The 16,622-nt window shown below is 62.5% G+C and carries 14 protein-coding genes; 5 read left to right on the top strand and 9 right to left on the bottom strand.

Going from position 1 to position 16,622, the window contains the following annotated elements; translation table 11 throughout:
* Position 1: 1 nt before the first annotated feature.
* The 4 genes from CLV78_RS00180 to CLV78_RS00195 form a co-directional block, all read right to left on the bottom strand.
* Positions 2-1,573, bottom strand: coding sequence for a Re/Si-specific NAD(P)(+) transhydrogenase subunit alpha (locus CLV78_RS00180; protein ID WP_106202766.1), 1,572 nt, complete (start codon positions 1,571-1,573; stop codon positions 2-4).
* Between the two features lie 125 nt (positions 1,574-1,698).
* The gene (locus CLV78_RS00185; protein ID WP_245924788.1) at positions 1,699-2,154 is read right to left on the bottom strand and encodes a methyltransferase family protein; all 456 of its coding nucleotides are present in this window, start codon (positions 2,152-2,154) and stop codon (positions 1,699-1,701) included.
* Positions 2,155-2,229: 75 nt separating this feature from the next.
* Positions 2,230-2,958, bottom strand: coding sequence for a hypothetical protein (locus CLV78_RS00190; RefSeq protein ID WP_106202767.1), 729 nt, complete (start codon positions 2,956-2,958; stop codon positions 2,230-2,232).
* Positions 2,959-2,971: 13 nt separating this feature from the next.
* Positions 2,972-3,889 (bottom strand): glycosyltransferase family 32 protein, encoded by a 918-nt coding sequence (locus CLV78_RS00195; protein ID WP_106202768.1) that lies wholly within the window; start codon positions 3,887-3,889, stop codon positions 2,972-2,974.
* A 191-nt stretch (positions 3,890-4,080) separates the two neighbouring features.
* Between CLV78_RS00195 and kynU the strand changes: the two genes are divergently transcribed.
* Positions 4,081-5,277, top strand: coding sequence for a kynureninase (kynU, locus tag CLV78_RS00200; protein WP_106202769.1), 1,197 nt, complete (start codon positions 4,081-4,083; stop codon positions 5,275-5,277).
* Complete coding sequence (locus tag CLV78_RS00205; protein ID WP_158263385.1) at positions 5,274-5,750, top strand: GNAT family N-acetyltransferase; 477 nt, start codon at positions 5,274-5,276, stop codon at positions 5,748-5,750. The genes kynU and CLV78_RS00205 overlap by 4 nt, the downstream gene beginning before the upstream one ends.
* A gap of 184 nt (positions 5,751-5,934) precedes the next feature.
* Here CLV78_RS00205 and CLV78_RS00210 read toward each other — a convergent pair whose 3' ends face one another.
* From CLV78_RS00210 to CLV78_RS00220, 3 genes are all read right to left on the bottom strand, one after another.
* On the bottom strand, positions 5,935-6,939 hold the full coding sequence (locus CLV78_RS00210; RefSeq protein ID WP_106202771.1) for an ABC transporter permease: 1,005 nt from the start codon (positions 6,937-6,939) through the stop codon (positions 5,935-5,937).
* The gene (locus CLV78_RS00215) at positions 6,932-7,939 is read right to left on the bottom strand and encodes an ABC transporter permease (protein ID WP_106202772.1); all 1,008 of its coding nucleotides are present in this window, start codon (positions 7,937-7,939) and stop codon (positions 6,932-6,934) included. Before CLV78_RS00215 ends, CLV78_RS00210 begins: the two co-directional genes overlap by 8 nt.
* Before the next feature lie 77 nt (positions 7,940-8,016).
* The gene (locus tag CLV78_RS00220; RefSeq protein WP_106202773.1) at positions 8,017-9,717 is read right to left on the bottom strand and encodes a peptide ABC transporter substrate-binding protein; all 1,701 of its coding nucleotides are present in this window, start codon (positions 9,715-9,717) and stop codon (positions 8,017-8,019) included.
* A gap of 419 nt (positions 9,718-10,136) precedes the next feature.
* Here CLV78_RS00220 and argE point away from each other — a divergent pair, with 419 nt between their 5' ends.
* Positions 10,137-11,300, top strand: coding sequence for an acetylornithine deacetylase (gene argE, locus CLV78_RS00225; RefSeq protein ID WP_106203692.1), 1,164 nt, complete (start codon positions 10,137-10,139; stop codon positions 11,298-11,300).
* A 64-nt stretch (positions 11,301-11,364) separates the two neighbouring features.
* Here the strand turns inward: argE and CLV78_RS00230 are convergent, their stop codons facing one another.
* Entirely contained in the window at positions 11,365-12,558 is a 1,194-nt protein-coding gene (locus CLV78_RS00230) for a hypothetical protein (RefSeq protein WP_106202774.1), read from the bottom strand.
* A 444-nt stretch (positions 12,559-13,002) separates the two neighbouring features.
* On the opposite strand from CLV78_RS00230, the gene CLV78_RS00235 reads away from it, so the two are divergent.
* Complete coding sequence (locus CLV78_RS00235) at positions 13,003-14,166, top strand: M20 aminoacylase family protein (RefSeq protein WP_106202775.1); 1,164 nt, start codon at positions 13,003-13,005, stop codon at positions 14,164-14,166.
* A 226-nt stretch (positions 14,167-14,392) separates the two neighbouring features.
* The gene (locus CLV78_RS00240; RefSeq protein ID WP_106202776.1) at positions 14,393-15,193 is read left to right on the top strand and encodes a glycosyl transferase; all 801 of its coding nucleotides are present in this window, start codon (positions 14,393-14,395) and stop codon (positions 15,191-15,193) included.
* A 46-nt stretch (positions 15,194-15,239) separates the two neighbouring features.
* Here CLV78_RS00240 and CLV78_RS24700 read toward each other — a convergent pair whose 3' ends face one another.
* Positions 15,240-16,487, bottom strand: a complete 1,248-nt coding sequence (locus tag CLV78_RS24700) for a calcium-binding protein (RefSeq protein ID WP_281261117.1) — start codon at positions 16,485-16,487, stop codon at positions 15,240-15,242.
* Positions 16,488-16,622: the final 135 nt, after the last annotated feature.

Consider the following 16,622-nt stretch of genomic DNA (forward strand, 5'->3'; position numbering starts at 1 on the left):
TTTAAGATTTCTGGAACATGGCGAGCATGCGCCGTGTCACGAGGAAGCCGCCGAAGATGTTGATCCCGGCCATGAAAATCGAAAGTGCCGCCAGCAGGATCACGAGGAAACTGCCTGAGCCGATCTGCATGAGCGCGCCAACGATGATGATCGACGAGATCGCGTTGGTGATCGCCATGAGTGGCGTGTGCAGGGCGTGGCTGACATTCCAGATCACCTGGAAACCGACGAAGATCGACAGCACGAAAACGATGAAGTGCTGCATGAAGCTCGCCGGTGCCACGAGGCCGACCCCCAGCAGCAACGCGCCGCCGATGGTCAGCAGGGTGACCTGCCGCTTCGTCTGCGCCTTGAACTCTTCAAGCTCCTTGGCGCGCTTCTCTTCCGGCGTCAGCTCCACCACCGTGGGCTTCGGCTTGGCCGCGATCGCCTGGATCTTGGGCGGCGGCGGTGGGAAGGTGATCTCGCCCGCATGGGTGATCGTGGCGCCACGGATGACGTCGTCTTCCATGTTGTGATTGACCGCGCCGTCCTTTTCGGGCGTCAGGTCGGTCATCATGTGGCGGACGTTGGTCGCGTAGAGTGTCGAGGATTGCGCCGCCATCCGGGAGGGGAAGTCGGTGTAGCCGATGATGGTTACACCATTGTCGGTGACAATCTTCTCGTCCTTGACGGTCAGTTCGCAATTGCCGCCACGCTCGGCGGCGAGGTCGACGATGACGGAGCCGGGCTTCATCATCTCGACCATGTCCTTCGTCCACAGCACCGGAGCGTCCCGGTTCGGGATCAGCGCGGTCGTGATGACGATGTCCATCTCTGGCGCCATTTCGCGGAACTTGGCGAGCTGTGCTTCCCGGAACTCGGGGCTTGACGGGGCTGCATACCCGCCAGTCGCTGCGCCATCGGTCTGCTCCTCGTCGAACTCGAGGTAGACGAATTCCGCACCCATGGACTCGATTTGCTCGGCCACTTCGGGCCGCACGTCAAAGGCGTAGGTGATGGCGCCAAGCGACGTCGACGTACCGATCGCGGCAAGCCCGGCCACACCGGCACCGACGATCAGCACCTTGGCAGGGGGCACCTTGCCGGCGGCCGTCACCTGCCCGGTGAAGAATCGGCCGAAGTTGTTGCCAGCCTCGATCACCGCGCGATAGCCGGCGATGTTGGCCATCGACGAGAGCGCATCCATCTTCTGGGCGCGGGAGATCCGCGGCACCATATCCATGGCGATAACGCTGGCGCCCTTTTCCTTCGCAGCTTCCATCAATGCCTCGTTCGAGGCTGGATAGAAGAAGGAAATCAATGTCTTGTCTGGCGTCAGCAGGCTGATCTCGGCCTCTTCCGGGGGCCGAACCTTCGCGATGACATCCGACGCGGCGTAGAGTTCTTCCGCGCTGCCCAGCACTTCAACTCCCGCGTCCGCATACACGGCATCCGAGAATCCGGCGGCAAGTCCCGCCCCGCTCTCGATTGCGCATTCGTACCCAAGCTTTTGGAGTTGCTTGGCAGAGTCAGGTGTCATCGCGACACGAGACTCTCCCGGGAAGACCTCCCTGGGGGAACCTATCTTCACGTCTCCGTCCCTTTCTTAAGGTTGGGGGCGCGTGCAGACGCACCCCCCTCGTGGTGTTCTCCGGCGCTTTCATGGCACCAGACCCGACCATTTTCCAGCGAATTACGTCAAACGCGTCGTTATGCTCAGATCCAGCGCCGCGTCTTGTCCGACCATGCGTCCCACTGGGGGCCGAACTTCTCGCGCAGCATGCTCTCCTCGGCGAGGATGAACCGGTCCGTGATGACCCACATGAACAGTGGAACCAGCACCAGGCTGGGCCAGGCGCTCCAGTGGAGGATGAGGCCCGTCAGGACAAGGGTGTCACCGAGGTAGACGGGATTGCGGCTGCGGGAAAAGACGCCGTTGCTGACCATGTGCTGTGCGGGCTGATGTGGGATGATGGTCGTGCGGTTCTGGCGGAGCTGAACCAGAGCAACCAGAATCAGCAACAGCCCGCCGCCCAGAAGGAGTCCGGCGAGCAGATCGACGAGTGGGTGGTCGATCACGCCGACCGGCAACCGGGTTGCCTGAATCCGGGCAAGGACAGCAAACAGCAGCAACCAAAGTGGCGGAATGTCCAGCCACTTCAAAACAGGCATGTCAGGCACGTTGCGCATAGGGCCCCCGGTGCCGCCATCGCGGCATCTGCGATTTCGTCGTCTCCTGCGCCGGACTCATATCCTCGCGGCAACCTGTTTCATCAGGTCCGCATATCCCGCCCGTTCCACCAGATCTGAATTCGTCGTCTCGACGATGATCCGCAATGCTTCGGAAGAAAACTCAGCGACGTAGCGATCGAAATCGGCCGAGCTTCGGTTGAACGCCTTGTCCGACTGGAATCGCTCGACCTTGTGCACATTGGTGCCGAGGTTCTTCATCTTCTTCTCCGGTACCCGGAAGTCATCGGTCTTTCGCACCAGTCCGAGCGCCTCGGCCACCGGCACGGCAGTGGCCTCCGGCGCGCTCACGAGGTCCTCGTAGCGGATGTGGTGGGAGGTCGGCTTCTTGCCGACCGTTGACAGGTAGTTCCAGTTCAACGCGTTCCACATCTCCACCGGGGAGGAGAAATAGAGCTCGGCCGAGGCCGGATTGTCGCCGTCGAAGATCACGATCGGGTGCGTCAGGAAAGCCAGCATACCGGCGTCCGCCGCCGAGCGGATGTTGCGCTTGTTTCGGGCCGCGTAGGAAAAGAGCGAGGACAGGGTGAACACCGGGTTCTTGGTCACGAAGACGCTCGGGATCGACGGGAAGCTGATCCGGCTTCCGCTGCTCAGCAAGGGGTAGGGGGCATGCTTCCAGCCAAAGCTGTCGTATTCGGCGATGCAGTCGTAGTTCATCTCGAAAATCGCACGGGTAAAGTTCGTCCCCGTCCGGAAAATCCCGTGGATGCAAAAGCGGTTCATCTTGCTCTCCTGCTCAGCGCGCATTCTGCCCGCCCGATCCGGTCTTCAGACCCCTGTTCTTCATACCTTTCAGCACCCCCTTCACCCCAGGACCCAAGGTTTCCGAGAACTGGCGCAGTTCCGAGATTTCCAGGTAGGCCGGCCGTCGTCGGAAGAGCTCCCTGCAGGCGCCCTCCAGCTTCCATCTCTTTGCGAAGTCGATCAGGACCTCCGCCTTGTCGGCATCGATTTTCTTCGGAAATGCTGGATAGCTTGGCTTCGTTCCGTCGAATATTCCGAATGCCTGCAAGAGGATCCAGGAAGAGCTTGTTTCATGGCTCGTGGGGCGGAACGTGGCGAACCCGCCCCGGAAGTGCTTGAGGAAAGAGTGCAAGTCGTCCTCAGCCACCCCGTTGCGTTCCGCAACCGCGGTGATCAGCCCCGGGCCGGAAAGGCGAAAGACGGAATGAAGATTCACCTCTTCGCGGATATAGCCTCGCAGCACTTTCAACGCATCCAGCGCCAGCGAATGGCCCTTTGGCAGGTACATCGCCATGTTGGTGACACGACCGAAACCGTCCGCATCGGCGTCGTCGCGCCAGAACAGCACCGGTTTACCAACGCCAAAGATATCCAATGCCTTGCGCGGCTCGATATCGGCGTCCAGATACCATCCGCCGTGGCGATAGAGCAGGACCAGCCGGGCGATGTCCGACCGGCAGGCCGGAATGCGGATCCGGCGGTACTGGGCGAGAAGCTCCGGATCGAAGGCTGCAATCTCCGTCTCGACGACATCGTCGCCAAGAAGGTGTACGTCCCAATCGTAGTTCATCGCCCGGGCAATCCGGATATTCGCCATGAAGCGCGGGGGCACCTGGGACGGGTCGTCCCAGTAGTAGAAGATGTTGCGCCCCTCGGGTTGTCCAACGAGGGCCGAAGCGCTGCCTGCCATGATCCGTCTCCCCGCGGTTCTGTCTGGTTTACCCCAAGTGCCAGAACTTCTCCGTCAATGCCAGCGTTGCCCTGCTGCGTCACGGAATCGCGGAGATGCAACCGGCGCATTCGCCGTTCGGCCTCGATTTCCACCTTGATCTCCACGCCATTTCCCCGTCCTGTCCGGCAAGGCAAACTACCGGAGATCCCATGGCGACCGACTTCGACTGGACCCGCTCGCAATTCCACCTGCCCGAGGGCATGATCTATCTCGACGGCAATTCGCTGGGACCGATGCCCCTGGCCACGCCCGAGCGTGTGGCCCGCACGATGCAGCCCGAATGGCGCGACCTGCTGATCACGGGTTGGAACAAGGCCGGCTGGCATATGAAGCCAGAGACGATTGGCGACCGTATCGCCGGTATGATCGGTGCGGAGCCCGGGCACGTGGTTGTGGGCGACACCTTGTCGATCAAGATCTACCAGGCCCTTGCGGCTGCACTCGCACTGCGGCCGGGGCGCGGTGTGATCCTGTCGGACACCGGCAACTTTCCGTCCGACCTCTACATGGCGCAAGGTCTGGCGAAGACGCTGGGAGACCAGACCCGCCTGGTGACTGTCGCGCCGGAAGAGGTCGCCGATCACCTGACGGAGGAGGTCGCGGTCCTGATGCTGACGGAGGTCGACTATCGTACAGGTCGGCGTCACGACATGAAGGCGCTGACTGAAAAGGCCCATGCAGTGGGCGCGCTGACCGTCTGGGACCTCGCGCACAGCTACGGCGCGCTTCCCGTCGATCTGGCAGGTTGTGGCGCCGATTTCGCGGCCGGCTGCACCTACAAGTATATCAACGCAGGTCCCGGTGCGCCGGCCTTCGTCTACGTCGCGCCGGCCCATGCGGATGTTGCAGAGACCGCCCTGCAGGGCTGGCAAGGGCATGAGGCGCCCTTTGCTTTCGAGCATGACTACCGCCCGGCCTCCAGGGTCGCGAAACTGCGGGTGGGCACGCCGCCAGTGCTGCAACTCGCCGCTCTCGAAGCTGCCCTCGATATCTGGGACAAGGTCGATATCGAAGATGTCCGCGCCCGCTCCATCGCGCTTTCCGAGCGGTTCATTGCCGGGGTCGAGACCCGGTGCCCACAGCTCCGCCTTGCATCGCCCCGCGATCCGGAGCGGCGCGGCTCGCAGGTCTCCTTCCACTTCGAAGAAGGCTATGCCGCCATGCAGGCGATCATCGCGCGTGGCGTCATCGGCGACTTCAGGGCGCCGGATATCATGCGCTTCGGCATCACGCCGCTCTATATTGGTGAGGCGGATATCGACGCCGCCGTGGAGATCCTCGCCGATGTGATGTCCAATGCGCTCTGGGACCGCCCGGAATACAAGGTGAAGGCACTGGTGACGTGACCTGGACCGTCCGGCGGGGCGGGGCTGCGGATGTAGAGGCCTGCCACGATGTCTACTACGACGCCGTGCGCAACGGCACCTCGCCGCACTACTCTGCGGAGCAGGCGGCCGCCTGGGCGCCATCGAGAAAACCGGAGGATTGGCTGGAACCCCGGTTGGCAGTCGGCACCACCTGGATTGCCGAAAGCGTGGACCGGGCCGAGGGGTTCCTGACCGTCACCGACGCGGGGCATCTCGATTTCTTCTTCGTCCGCCCGCAATGGCGGCGATCCGGCCTGTCGTCCGCGCTGTATGATCAAATGCAGGCGTGGACGGATGCGCGCGGCCTGACGCACCTCACAACCTACGCAAGCCATCTGTGCCGCCGGTTCCTGGAAAGGCGGGGTTGGGTTGTGCTCCATGGCGAGACAGCTTTGCGCAACGGGGTGGAGCTGACACGCTGGGAGATGGCAAAAGGCCGGCCCGAACCCTGAAGCTACGCATCCTGATGCATGCGCCTCTCGCCGCGTCGCGGTTGCCGGGGCGAGCGCGGTCCTTGAAGGACCACCCTCCCGTCGCCGGACATGGAAAACGCCGCCTGTTCCCTCCCTTGCACTCGGCATCCCCGCCGGGGTTGTGCAATCGCGCCACGGCAGGGATTTGGGCAGGGCGTCGCGATCAGCGCCCCCGGATTCGTGGGTCGAGCGCGTCGCGCAGGCCGTCACCGATGTAGTTCACCGACAGCACGGTGAAGCTGATGCAGATGCCCGGCCAGACCACGCGCTCCGGGAACTGGGTCATCCGGTCGACGGAGTCGAAGAGCAGCTTGCCCCAGGTCGGGAAGTCCGACGGAAAGCCAAGCCCAAGGAAGGACAGCGCGGATTCAGTGATGATCGCGTTGGCGAGCCCCAGCGTTGCGGACACCATGATGGGCGAGAGCACGTTCGGCAGCAGGTGCCGTGTGATCATCATCGTCGACGATGTCCCGATGGAGCGTGCCGCAAGCACGAACTCCCGCTCCTTCAACGCCAGCACGTCACCGCGCACGATCCGGGCAGTTGGCATCCACGAGGTTACGCCAATTACCACGACGATCAGGATGAAGATGCCCATCTCCGGCCCGAAGGCCTTTCGAAGCGGATCGCGGAACAGCAGCATCATGACCAGCAGGAGCGGCAGGAGCGGCAGGGCCAGGAACAGGTCCGTCATCCGCATGAGGATGCCGTCGAGTTTCTTGAAATACCCCGCGGCGACGCCGATCAACGTGCCCAGAATGAGCGCCAGGAACATGGCCGTCCAGCCCACCGCGAGGCTGACACGTCCACCGGCCATCAGCTTGGCCATGGTGTCCCGGCCTAGGTTGTCGGTCCCGAAAGGATGCCCCCAGGAGACCTTCGCGCCGCTGTCCCAGATCGCGGTGTAGATCGGGCGGATATCCTTCGCGCGAATGTCGAGCTTGGTCGGGTCGATGTCCCAGAAAATCGGCCCGAACAGCACCGCGGCGGTGATGAACAACAGAAAGGTCAGGCCCAGCATGGCGCCGGTGTGGTGCCGGAACTGTCGCCACACGTCCCACCACTGGGAGCGCGAGTAGGCTTCGCCGATGGTGTCGGCGACGGTCTCGATCGGGTCATGCGACGACGGGTTTACCGGATCGCTTCCGTGTGCGGCGGGCCTAGTCATAGCGGATCCTCGGGTCGAGAAGGCCGTAGAGGACGTCGGCCACAAGATTGAAGAGCACGATCAGCACCGCGAAGATGAAGGTGAGTGTCTGCACCATTGGCAGATCGTTGGCATGGATCGCGGTGATCAGCAGCTGGCCAAGGCCGTTCACCTTGAACACCTGCTCGGTGATAATCGCACCGCCGAAGACCTGCGGCACGCCGAGCGCGATGACGGTGACCACCGGGATCATGGAGTTGCGGACCACATGCACCAGCACCACGGCCCGTTCCGACAGGCCCTTTGCGCGGGCGGTGCGGACGTAGTCCTGGTTGAGGTTGTCGAGCATCGAGGCCCGCATGAAGCGGCTGATCTGGGCGGCGTTGTAGAGTGCCAGCACGGAAACCGGCATGATCATCTGCCGGACCTGGAACAGGAAGCTGTCCCAGTCATTCACCACGTGTGTCGTGTCGTAGATCGACGGGAACCAGCCGAGGTTCACCGAGAAGATCACGATCAGCAGGACACCGGTGAAGAACGTCGGCACCGAGAATCCGACCATCGAGACGAAGGTCCCGATCTGGTCGAACCAGGAATACTGGCGGTAGGCGGAGATGATGCCGATGGGCAGCGCAATCAGCACGCCGATGACATAGGACATGCCCACCACCCAGAGGGTCTGCGGCATCCGCTGGGCCACGAGGTCCATGACCGGGCCGCGGGTCTGCCAGGAGATCACGCGTTGCTGGCCCTCGGCCCAGGTGGTGCCGAGGATGCCGTCGATCCAGTACATCGGCTCGACGATGAAGAACTGGTACATCCACTTCACGAAGCGGATGGGCCATGGCTGTCCAAGGCCGAGCGCCTCGCGCATGGCCTGTTTGACTTCGGGCGGGACGGTCAGCGGAACCTGTGCCATCGGGTCGCCGGGGGCGAACTCCAGCAGGGCGAAGATCACCAGGCTGATGAACAGAAGCGTCGGGATCGCGAGGATCAACCGGCGGATCGTGAATGTGAGCATGGGCGTCTCTGGAAAGAGAGGGCCGGCCAGAGGCCGGCGAAGCCGCCGCCCCCGGAAGGGCAGCGGCGGGGTTCAGGTCACTTGATGCGGTACCAGTCAGCAGCGTTGTAGGTCTCGCTGTCCCACGGATGCATGTTCACACCGCCGAGGGTGTTCGAATGCGCGGAGACGCGACCACGGTAGACCAGCGGGATGATGACATATTCCTGCATGAGCATGTCGTTCATCTTCTTGGCCAGTTCCGCACGCTTGTTGATGTCGCCGGTCTTCGCCATCTCAGCGACCATGGCGTCATACTCTTCCGAGCAGAAACGCGGCATGTTGTTGCCCTGCCACTGCGTTTCGGGGCGCGGGGCCTCGTCGCAGGCCCAGTTGGCCATGTAGGCTTCCGGGTCGGTGCCGTCGAAGTTGTTGGCGTACATTTCCACGTCCGCGAACAGCTTCTGGTAGGTGTCCGGGGAGCCCGGGTCACCGCCGAAGAAGACGGAGGCGTCGATGTTGCGCAGCTCGGTCTCCACGCCGATCATCTTCCACCACTCCTTGATCAGGGCCTGGAAGTCCTGACGCACCGCGTTGGTGGAGGTCTGGAAGAGAAGCGACAGTTGAACGCCATCCTTGTCGCGGATGCCATCGCCATCGCTGTCGACCCAGCCGGCCTCGTCCAGCAGCTTGTTGGCGCCCTCGATGTCCTGAACAAGGCAGGAATCGTTGGCGGAGGAGGCATAGACCTCAGGCGCGGGCAGCACGTTGCAGGTCGTGGTGCCGGCTTTGCCGTAGCCGATCTCGACCAGCAGCGGACGGTCGATCGCCATGGACAGCGCCTGACGGACGGCCTTGTCGGTCAGGAACGGATGCGGGTGCTTGGCCGTGGCGCGCTCCTCGCCCAGTTCCGGGTTCGGATCGGTCAGGTTGACCATGATCCGCTCCACGAGCGTCCCGAAGGCGGCGACGACCTGGCCCTTGCCGGCGGCTTCCATCTCCGCGATCACGTCGGGCGCAAGCTGCGGGTTCCAGGCGTAGTCGAACTCGCCGGTTTCCAGAACCGAGCGTGCTGCGGCCATCGCATCGCCACCACCCTTGAAGGTCACGGTCGCGAAGGCGGGCTTGGCCGGGTCACGATAGTTGTCGTTCGCCTTCAGCGAGATCACGTCGTTGGGGCGGAAGTCGGTGACCACGAAGGGGCCGGTGCCGACCGGGTTGAAGTTGGCCTCCGTGCATTCGGGCGCCTTCGGGCCCATGCAGTCCTGGAACTGCGCCTTCTGGATCACCGGAGCTTCGCCGCCGACGAAGGGGCGGTAAGGGAAGGGTTTCGGGGTCGAGAACTTGACGATCGCCGTTAACTCGTCCGGGGTCTCCACATCGACCACGTCCTTGTACTTCTCGGTCTGGGCACAGCCGCCGCCTTCGGCGGTGCAGTATTCCCAGGTGAAGCGGACGTCAGCGGAGGTGAAGGGCGTGCCGTCGGACCACTTGATGCCGTCCTTCAGTTTCCAGGTGATCGAGGTGAGGTCCTCGGAAACCCCACCGTTCTCGACCGTCGGAATGTCCTCGACAAGCCAGGGCGTCAGGTTGCCGGCCGCGTCGTAACGCGCGAGCGGTTCGATAACCAGCGCCGCGGCCTCGATATCCTTGGTGCCACCCGAAAGATACGGGTTCATGATCGAGGGGGCTTGCCAGTAGATGATCTTAAGCTCGCCGTCGCTGCCGCGTTCGGCGAAGGCGGCGGGTGCCAGTGCCAATGCGGCAGCCGCACCCATCAGGGCCGTTGTGAGTTTCATGAATGTCTCCTTGTTGGACTTTGTGTTGCCGGTCTCTTTTCGTACCGGGCAACGGACCGAAGGTCCGGCAAAGCAGGAGCGCAGCCCAGAATAGGGTGTCGCAGTCGCGGCACCGGGATGCGATGTGTCTGACATGGCCGGTCGGCGCATGCAGGGCTCCTGTTGGTCGGTTCTTCTTTTCTTGCGGAGGCTGGGTCTGGCCGGCGTCCGAGGCCGGCGATCCTCCGATGACCGAGACGTTAGCATGGGAAACGTTCAGAGCAACGGATTTTGCGCGAAGTCCTGCCTTCCTTCAGGGCAATCGCCTTCAATGCGGGCAGATCGGCTTGACCTCCGCGTTGGCGCGCAGCACCGTGCCGTCGGTGCCGCCCAAGAAGCCGGCAGCCGTGAATCTCTTGATGAGGCCCCCCGTGACAGACCTGCCCGCAACCGCTTCCCCGCGCGACATCCTCGCGCGTCTGGTCGCATTCGATACCGTGTCCACCAACGCGAACCTTCCCTTGCTCCAGTGGTCGGCGGACTGGCTTGCGCAGAGCGGCGTTGACGCGGTGGTCGTGGAGGGGGGCGACCCCGGCAAGGGCGGGCTCTATGCGCACGTTGGGCCGCGGGTGGATGGTGGGGTGCTGCTCTCCGGGCACACAGATGTCGTGCCGGTCGAGGGGCAGTCATGGGACAGCGATCCCTTTGTCCTGACGGAGAAGGCTGGCCGGCTCTATGGGCGCGGCACCTGCGACATGAAGGGGTTCGATGCGCTTGCTCTCTGGGCGATTGCCGCGGCCGCGCGGCAAGGGGTGAGGCGTCCGTTGCAGATCGCCCTGACCCGGGACGAGGAGATCGGCTGCCTCGGCGCGCCTGAGCTGATCGAGGCAATGCGGGATGCTGGTTTGCCAAAAGCGTCCGCCGCGATCATCGGCGAACCTTCGGAGATGCGGGTTGTCACCGGGCACAAGGGCAACCTTGGCTACCTGGTGAAAGCGCGCGGCTTCGAGGTGCATTCGTCGCTGATGCATACCGGGGTGTCGGCCGTCATGGAAAGCGCCCGCCTGATCGCCTGGGCCCATGCCTGCAACGCGGAGAACGCCGTCGCACCGCGCAGCGAGGTTGCGGCGCTCTTCGATCCGCCCTGGACGACCTTGCATGCAGGCACATTCCAAGGCGGGACCGCTGGCAATATCACGGCGCTCGATGCCGAGTTCCTCTTCGATTTCCGGTTCGTACCCGGCGACGACATCCCGACCTGGATAGATCGGTTCATGTCGCGTATCGCGCAGATCGAGGCAGAGATGCAGGCAATCCGGCCCGGCACCGGTTTCACCTGCGAAGAGCAGTTCAATGTGCCGCCGCTGAAGCCCGAGGTCGATGGCGAGGCCGAGGCCCTGGCCCGGCGTCTGACCGGGGACAACGGTACACATGTCGTGGCCTATGCGACCGAAGGCGGGCAATACCAGGACGGGGGGTACTCCGCCGTTATCTGTGGCCCCGGCAACATCGCACAAGCCCACCAGCCGAACGAATACCTCGAGATCAGCGAACTCGAACGCGGCGAAGTGTTCATGCGCGATCTGCTGAAAACACTGGGCTGAGGCGCCCGGCGGAACGAAAAGGGGCGCCCGAAGGCGCCCCGAACTCTGTGTGGCTCTGCGCCGATCAGGCGATGCCGTAGTGATCGTCGATTGCATCCTCTGCGGCGGAGCCGGTGAAGATGATCGTATCGGTCGCGCCAGCACCGGAGAACGTCGCGGTGAGGAAATCGTCGCCGGCTTCTCCGCCCGCGATGATGTTCACGCCGGCTTCTCCGTCGTACTGGAGGATCAGCCCGATCATGTCGTCCACTTCGTCCAACTTGACGTAGTTGCCGAACTGGGCCTGCGTCTCGGTCCCCGCAGCATCGTACCAGATCTTTCCCTGGGTGCTGCCGCCGCCGCCAACGTAGAGCTGCGTTTCGGTGTCGGTGTCGAAGACGATTGTCGCGGACCGGCCGTCCTTCGGATCCCATCCGGACTTGGTCTCCGGGTTGAAACCGGCGATGGTATCGGCAATCTCGGAGCCGCGCAGGATGATCGTATCGACCGGCCCCTTGTCGGTCTGCAGGTCGATCGCGATGCAATCGGCGGTGCCACCAAGGAACTCCAGCCCGTCATAGTCGGCGAGCCCGAACTTCTCTTCCAGGGCCGCAACGGTCAGCGCCACGGCGTCTTCGTCGTGGAACTGGTTGTTCACCTTGTCGAACAGGGCCACCACGTCGTCGCTCAGGTTCTTGTCGTGGCTCCAGTACTTCTTTTCGTCCTTGCCAAGCTCGAAGGTGTAAACGCCCAGCTGAACCCGGCCATCGCCATTGTCGATGTGCCGGTCGCCGAGCGCATCGGCGATATCACATGGGTTGTCGCTCGCGAGTTCCGCCAGCGCCTGGGTCACGAAGCCGCCCTGGAACTTGAGCAGATCGGTGCTGCGGCTGCCCTCGACTTCGATCGATACGAAGTCCTTGCCTTTGGACCGGCCGGTGTCGACCAGCGTCAGGCCCTCGTCACCTTCCAGCGCTTCTTTCACCAGCGCCACGAAATCGTCGGAGACATTCTTGTCCTCGTCGAAAAGCTCAATGCGCTTGCTGCTTTCGCCGTCACCGTTGTTGGCTTCGCCCCAGTTCGTATTTCCGTCATTGGTTTTGGCAATGCGTTGAAGAACCGACTTGACGGCACTGGTGCCGATGAAACCGAGGGTTCCGGGCCCCTTGTCACTGAAAATGTAGGTTTTTGCACGGTCGCCTGTGTCGATAAATCCGACCTGCGACTGGTTTAGGTAGTCGTAGCTCTTGATCTTGGCGGTATAGTCACCCCAACTCATAATCTTCCCCCAGGTATTTTTGCCGGAATGCTCGCAACACGCCGGACGATTTGATTAACCATCGGCAGGGAACAGGCGGTCTCAGGTCAAGCGGCTGGCCAACGGCTGCGGCTTGATGAAGAAAGCAGGGCTCCTGCCGAGGTTTTTCTTAACAGGGGGTTAATGGGCTTCAAGACTTTGGGCGAGAATGTGGCGTATGACGTCGGGTAATGTATGCATTGTTTGATGGACTGTTGCTTGATTGTCTCGCGTGGCGGAACAACGGTGCCGTGATCTCCGTTGTGAAGGCTAAGGTCTGCCGCTGCCGGCCGGTATCGCGCATTTCAAACAGTCGCTTCAGGGTCGGTTTCCGGTGACGTAGGGACGTGCGGAAATGGTCTTGCATCTGCCCGGTGGTGGCGGAATGATCTCGTGTCGTCCGCCCAACCCCGAAGGAACACCGAAATGCCCGTGAAGAACCGCTTTGCCGAACTGTTGGACGAGATCACCGCCTGGCGTCGCGATATCCATGAACACCCAGAGGTACTTTACGAGACCCACCGCACCAGCGCGCTGGTGGCGGAGAAACTCCGGGAGTTCGGGTGCGATGAGGTGGTGGAAGGGATCGGTCGCACCGGCGTCGTCGGTGTGATCCGGGGGAAGAGCGATTCCTCGGGCAAGGTGATAGGCCTGCGCGCCGACATGGATGCGTTGCCGATCCAGGAGGCAACCGGGCTGGACTATGCATCCAGAACGCCGGGTGCAATGCATGCGTGCGGCCATGACGGACATACCGCGATGCTGCTCGGTGCGGCCAAGTACCTTTCCGAAACGCGCAATTTCGACGGAACGGCGGTGGTGATCTTCCAGCCGGCGGAAGAGGGTGGTGCCGGCGGCAAGGCCATGTGCGACGACGGCCTGATGGAGCGCTGGAACATCCAGGAAGTCTACGGCATGCACAACTGGCCGGGCACGCCGCTGGGGTCCTTCCATATCCGCACCGGCCCGTTCTTCGCCTCGGCCGATCACTTCAAGATCGAGCTTGAGGGCAAGGGGGGGCATGCCGCGAAACCCCACGAGACTGTCGATACCACCTTGCTCGCGTCACATGTGGTGGTTGCGCTGCAATCCATCGTCTCGCGCAATGCCAACCCGGTGGAGCAACTGGTGGTCTCCGTTACCTCGTTTGAAACCGACACCAAGACCCACAACGTGATCCCGCAGAAAGTGACGCTCATGGGGACGGTGAGGGCCCTAACACCGGAGCTTCGCGACCTTGCCGAGACCCGCCTGAAAGAGATCGCGGAAGGCACGGCTGCCACCTATGGTGGAGTCGCGCGGGTGGAATACATCCGCAACTACCCAGTGATGGTGAACAGCCCCGAACAGACCGCGTTTGCTGCCGAGGTTGCCAAGTCGGTGTCCGGCGCCTGCGCGGAAGCCCCGCTGGTCATGGGAGGCGAGGACTTTGCCTTCATGGCGGAGGAGCGTCCGGGCGCCTATATTCTCGTCGGAAACGGCGATACTGCCGCGGTTCACCACCCGGAGTACAACTTCTCCGACGAGGCTATCCCGGCTGGCTGTTCCTGGTGGGCGGAGATCGTCGAGCAGCGAATGCCGGCGGCCTGAGCGCCCCGTTGGGGCTCAAGGTCGGCCCATCGACACCCTGCGTTCACGCGACGGGGCAGGGGCCGAGGCAACAGCGCATCGGGCACCGGGCCAGTGGCGAGGCGCTCCCGCCCCTTGCCGACGCCCTGCCGGGCGCCAGGCCAAGCGTTGGGCCGGGCGCGCTTCGCGCGCAGGCAGGGTGGCGCCGCCCCGCGCCACGCGCTAGACGGGCTCAAAGGAGACCCGCATGGCCGTAGCCAATGTCATCTGCATCAAATGGGGCACGATCTTCGGGCCGGAATATGTCAACCGGCTCTATTCCGGCGCGCGGCGCAACCTGTCGCAACCGACCCGCTTCTTCTGCATGACCGAGCACCGCGACGGCCTTCATCCGGATATCGAGGTCCTGGACCTGCCGGTTGAACCTTACCTCGCCGACATGGACGCCGCCCTCGCGGTGGCCAATCGGCAGGGGGCAATGCGCAAGGTCAGCCTGTTTCGCCCGGGCCTGATCCCGGACCTCGAAGGGCCGTTGCTGGGCTTCGACCTTGATGTGGTCGTCACCGGAAACCTTGATGGGTTGCTGGCCCACGCTCCGGGCAAAGTCGCAATGCGGGCCGACTGGGTCGAGGCACGGCGCGGACGCAAGACCGGGCATGGCTCGGTATTTCGCTTTGATCCGGCGGAGCATGGCTGGCTATACGACACGCTCGCGGCCGATCCGACCGGGCAGGTGGAGAAGGCCCGCGGCTCGGAGCAGCGCTATACCTCGACGCTGGCGCAGGAAAAGGGGGCGTTCGCCTACCTGCCGCCCGACCAGGTTGTCAGCTTCAAGCACGGCTGCCTCCGCTTGCCGCCGCTGAACTACCTCGCCGAACCCCGGCTGCCGGACAACGCCCGGGTCGTGTGCTTTCACGGCCGCCCGAAGATGAGCGAAGCGGTGGAGGGCTATCACGGCTCGATCATTCGCCACACGCGGCCGTGTTCGTGGTTGAAAGAACACTGGATCGACCGCGCGCGGGAGGATCTCGGCGGAGAATGGGGGTAAGGCCTGACGCTAGATCGCTCGCGCATTTCCGGGAAAAGGCCCCGGGTCAGCCAAGCCCACCGTTTTCAATATAGAGGTCCAGATACTCCGAATACATTTCGCCAGCGGTCTTCCTGATGTCGCTCGCGTAGTATTCGTTCAGGTATGAGAACTCGAAATCGCTCTTGTTCAGCTTGGCATCCTTGATCTTGATGCGAGTCGTGTAGATTTCGGCGATCGTGTTTCCATTGCTGTGCTTGATATGAAACCCCGGTGGGTTGACCGTGTTCGTGACTCCCGCGATGTGGATGATATCAACGCCGTCCTCGAAATCCTCGATGACATCGCGACCGTCATGCTCGCCATGTTGAAACACAAAGGTGTCAGCTCCCGGACCGCCGATCAGCCTGTCGTTCCCCGAACCGCCGACAAGGACATCCTTTCCCCGGCCTCCTCTGAGAATGTCCGCCCGATCCGGTCCGCCACCGTCGCCACCGTGGAGATAGTCGTTTCCTCGCCCACCTTTCAGAATATCATTTCCTTGATAGCCGAACAGGGTGTCCTTTCCTCCACCGCCGACCAACCTGTCGTTGCCGAAATCGCCATAGAGGCCGTCGTTTCCTCTGCCACCGAACAGGACATCGTCGCCGGAGCCGCCGTCGATATAGTCTTTGCCTCTGCCGCCGAATGCGACATCGTCATGTTTGGTCAGGTCTTTTGCAAAGTCGTCGCCACCCTTGAAATTGAAATGCCCGCCGTAATCGACAGGAGGCGGGCTGGTGTCGATCTTGTTGCTGAACGCGTAGGGGGTGCGAAGCTCGGTGATGTGGAGAACCTTGCCCTTTCCATTGAACGTCACCTCGTATGCGGCATTGACGTCTTTCTCCGCAACTCCGAGACGTTCGTGCATGTCCTTTCGAAAGGCTTCTCCATCCCCGACAGCCATCAGGTTGGATGGTCCGTAGGGCTCATATCCGTGGGTGGGAGGAGATATGTGAATAATGCCAAGCAAGTCGAAGTACTTTGGAGCATATGTGTCTATATCGAAGCTCTTCATGAGTTTCTGGACATCCCGGCCAAAGGAATACGCGACAGCCTGGTTCAAAATATCCTTTGCGTCCTCCAGGGTCTTCGTCCAGATTGCAGCTCCGACGAGCTTCACCTTTGTTCGTGGCATTGAAATATCCCTCCACATCAATAAATCGACCGAGCATTCCGGCGAATAGCGCCAGACCATCGGGAATGCGTAGATTGAATTCCAGAATTGCCAACCATCATAAAAAAGTGGGGGGTTCCCGTCCATGGCTTGGCGCAAAGCGACCCACCGCCTTTGCGCGGGAGGCGGTGTTGGGAATGGCGGCTACGGCTCAATCAATGCGCCAATCGCTCCCGAGCTTGCGGGCAATGGCATCCCGACCGGAGAAATGGGCACGACTGGTGCGGCGACAGC

It is taken from the genome of Aliiruegeria haliotis (assembly GCF_003003255.1).
In the GTDB taxonomy this organism is placed as follows: domain Bacteria; phylum Pseudomonadota; class Alphaproteobacteria; order Rhodobacterales; family Rhodobacteraceae; genus Tropicimonas; species Tropicimonas haliotis.

Bases quoted from the DNA above. Each gene is read 5' to 3' on its own strand.
- CLV78_RS00185 (WP_245924788.1), bottom strand. From the start codon at position 2,154: ATGCCTGTTTTGAAGTGGCTGGACATTCCGCCACTTTGGTTGCTGCTG.
- CLV78_RS00215 (WP_106202772.1), bottom strand. From the start codon at position 7,939: ATGCTCACATTCACGATCCGCCGGTTGATCCTCGCGATCCCGACGCTT.
- CLV78_RS00235 (WP_106202775.1), top strand. From the start codon at position 13,003: ATGCCCGTGAAGAACCGCTTTGCCGAACTGTTGGACGAGATCACCGCC.
- CLV78_RS00220 (WP_106202773.1), bottom strand. From the start codon at position 9,717: ATGAAACTCACAACGGCCCTGATGGGTGCGGCTGCCGCATTGGCACTG.
- CLV78_RS00210 (WP_106202771.1), bottom strand. From the start codon at position 6,939: ATGACTAGGCCCGCCGCACACGGAAGCGATCCGGTAAACCCGTCGTCG.
- CLV78_RS00240 (WP_106202776.1), top strand. From the start codon at position 14,393: ATGGCCGTAGCCAATGTCATCTGCATCAAATGGGGCACGATCTTCGGG.
- CLV78_RS00195 (WP_106202768.1), bottom strand. From the start codon at position 3,889: ATGGCAGGCAGCGCTTCGGCCCTCGTTGGACAACCCGAGGGGCGCAAC.
- kynU (WP_106202769.1), top strand. From the start codon at position 4,081: ATGGCGACCGACTTCGACTGGACCCGCTCGCAATTCCACCTGCCCGAG.
- CLV78_RS00230 (WP_106202774.1), bottom strand. From the start codon at position 12,558: ATGAGTTGGGGTGACTATACCGCCAAGATCAAGAGCTACGACTACCTA.
- CLV78_RS00190 (WP_106202767.1), bottom strand. From the start codon at position 2,958: ATGAACCGCTTTTGCATCCACGGGATTTTCCGGACGGGGACGAACTTT.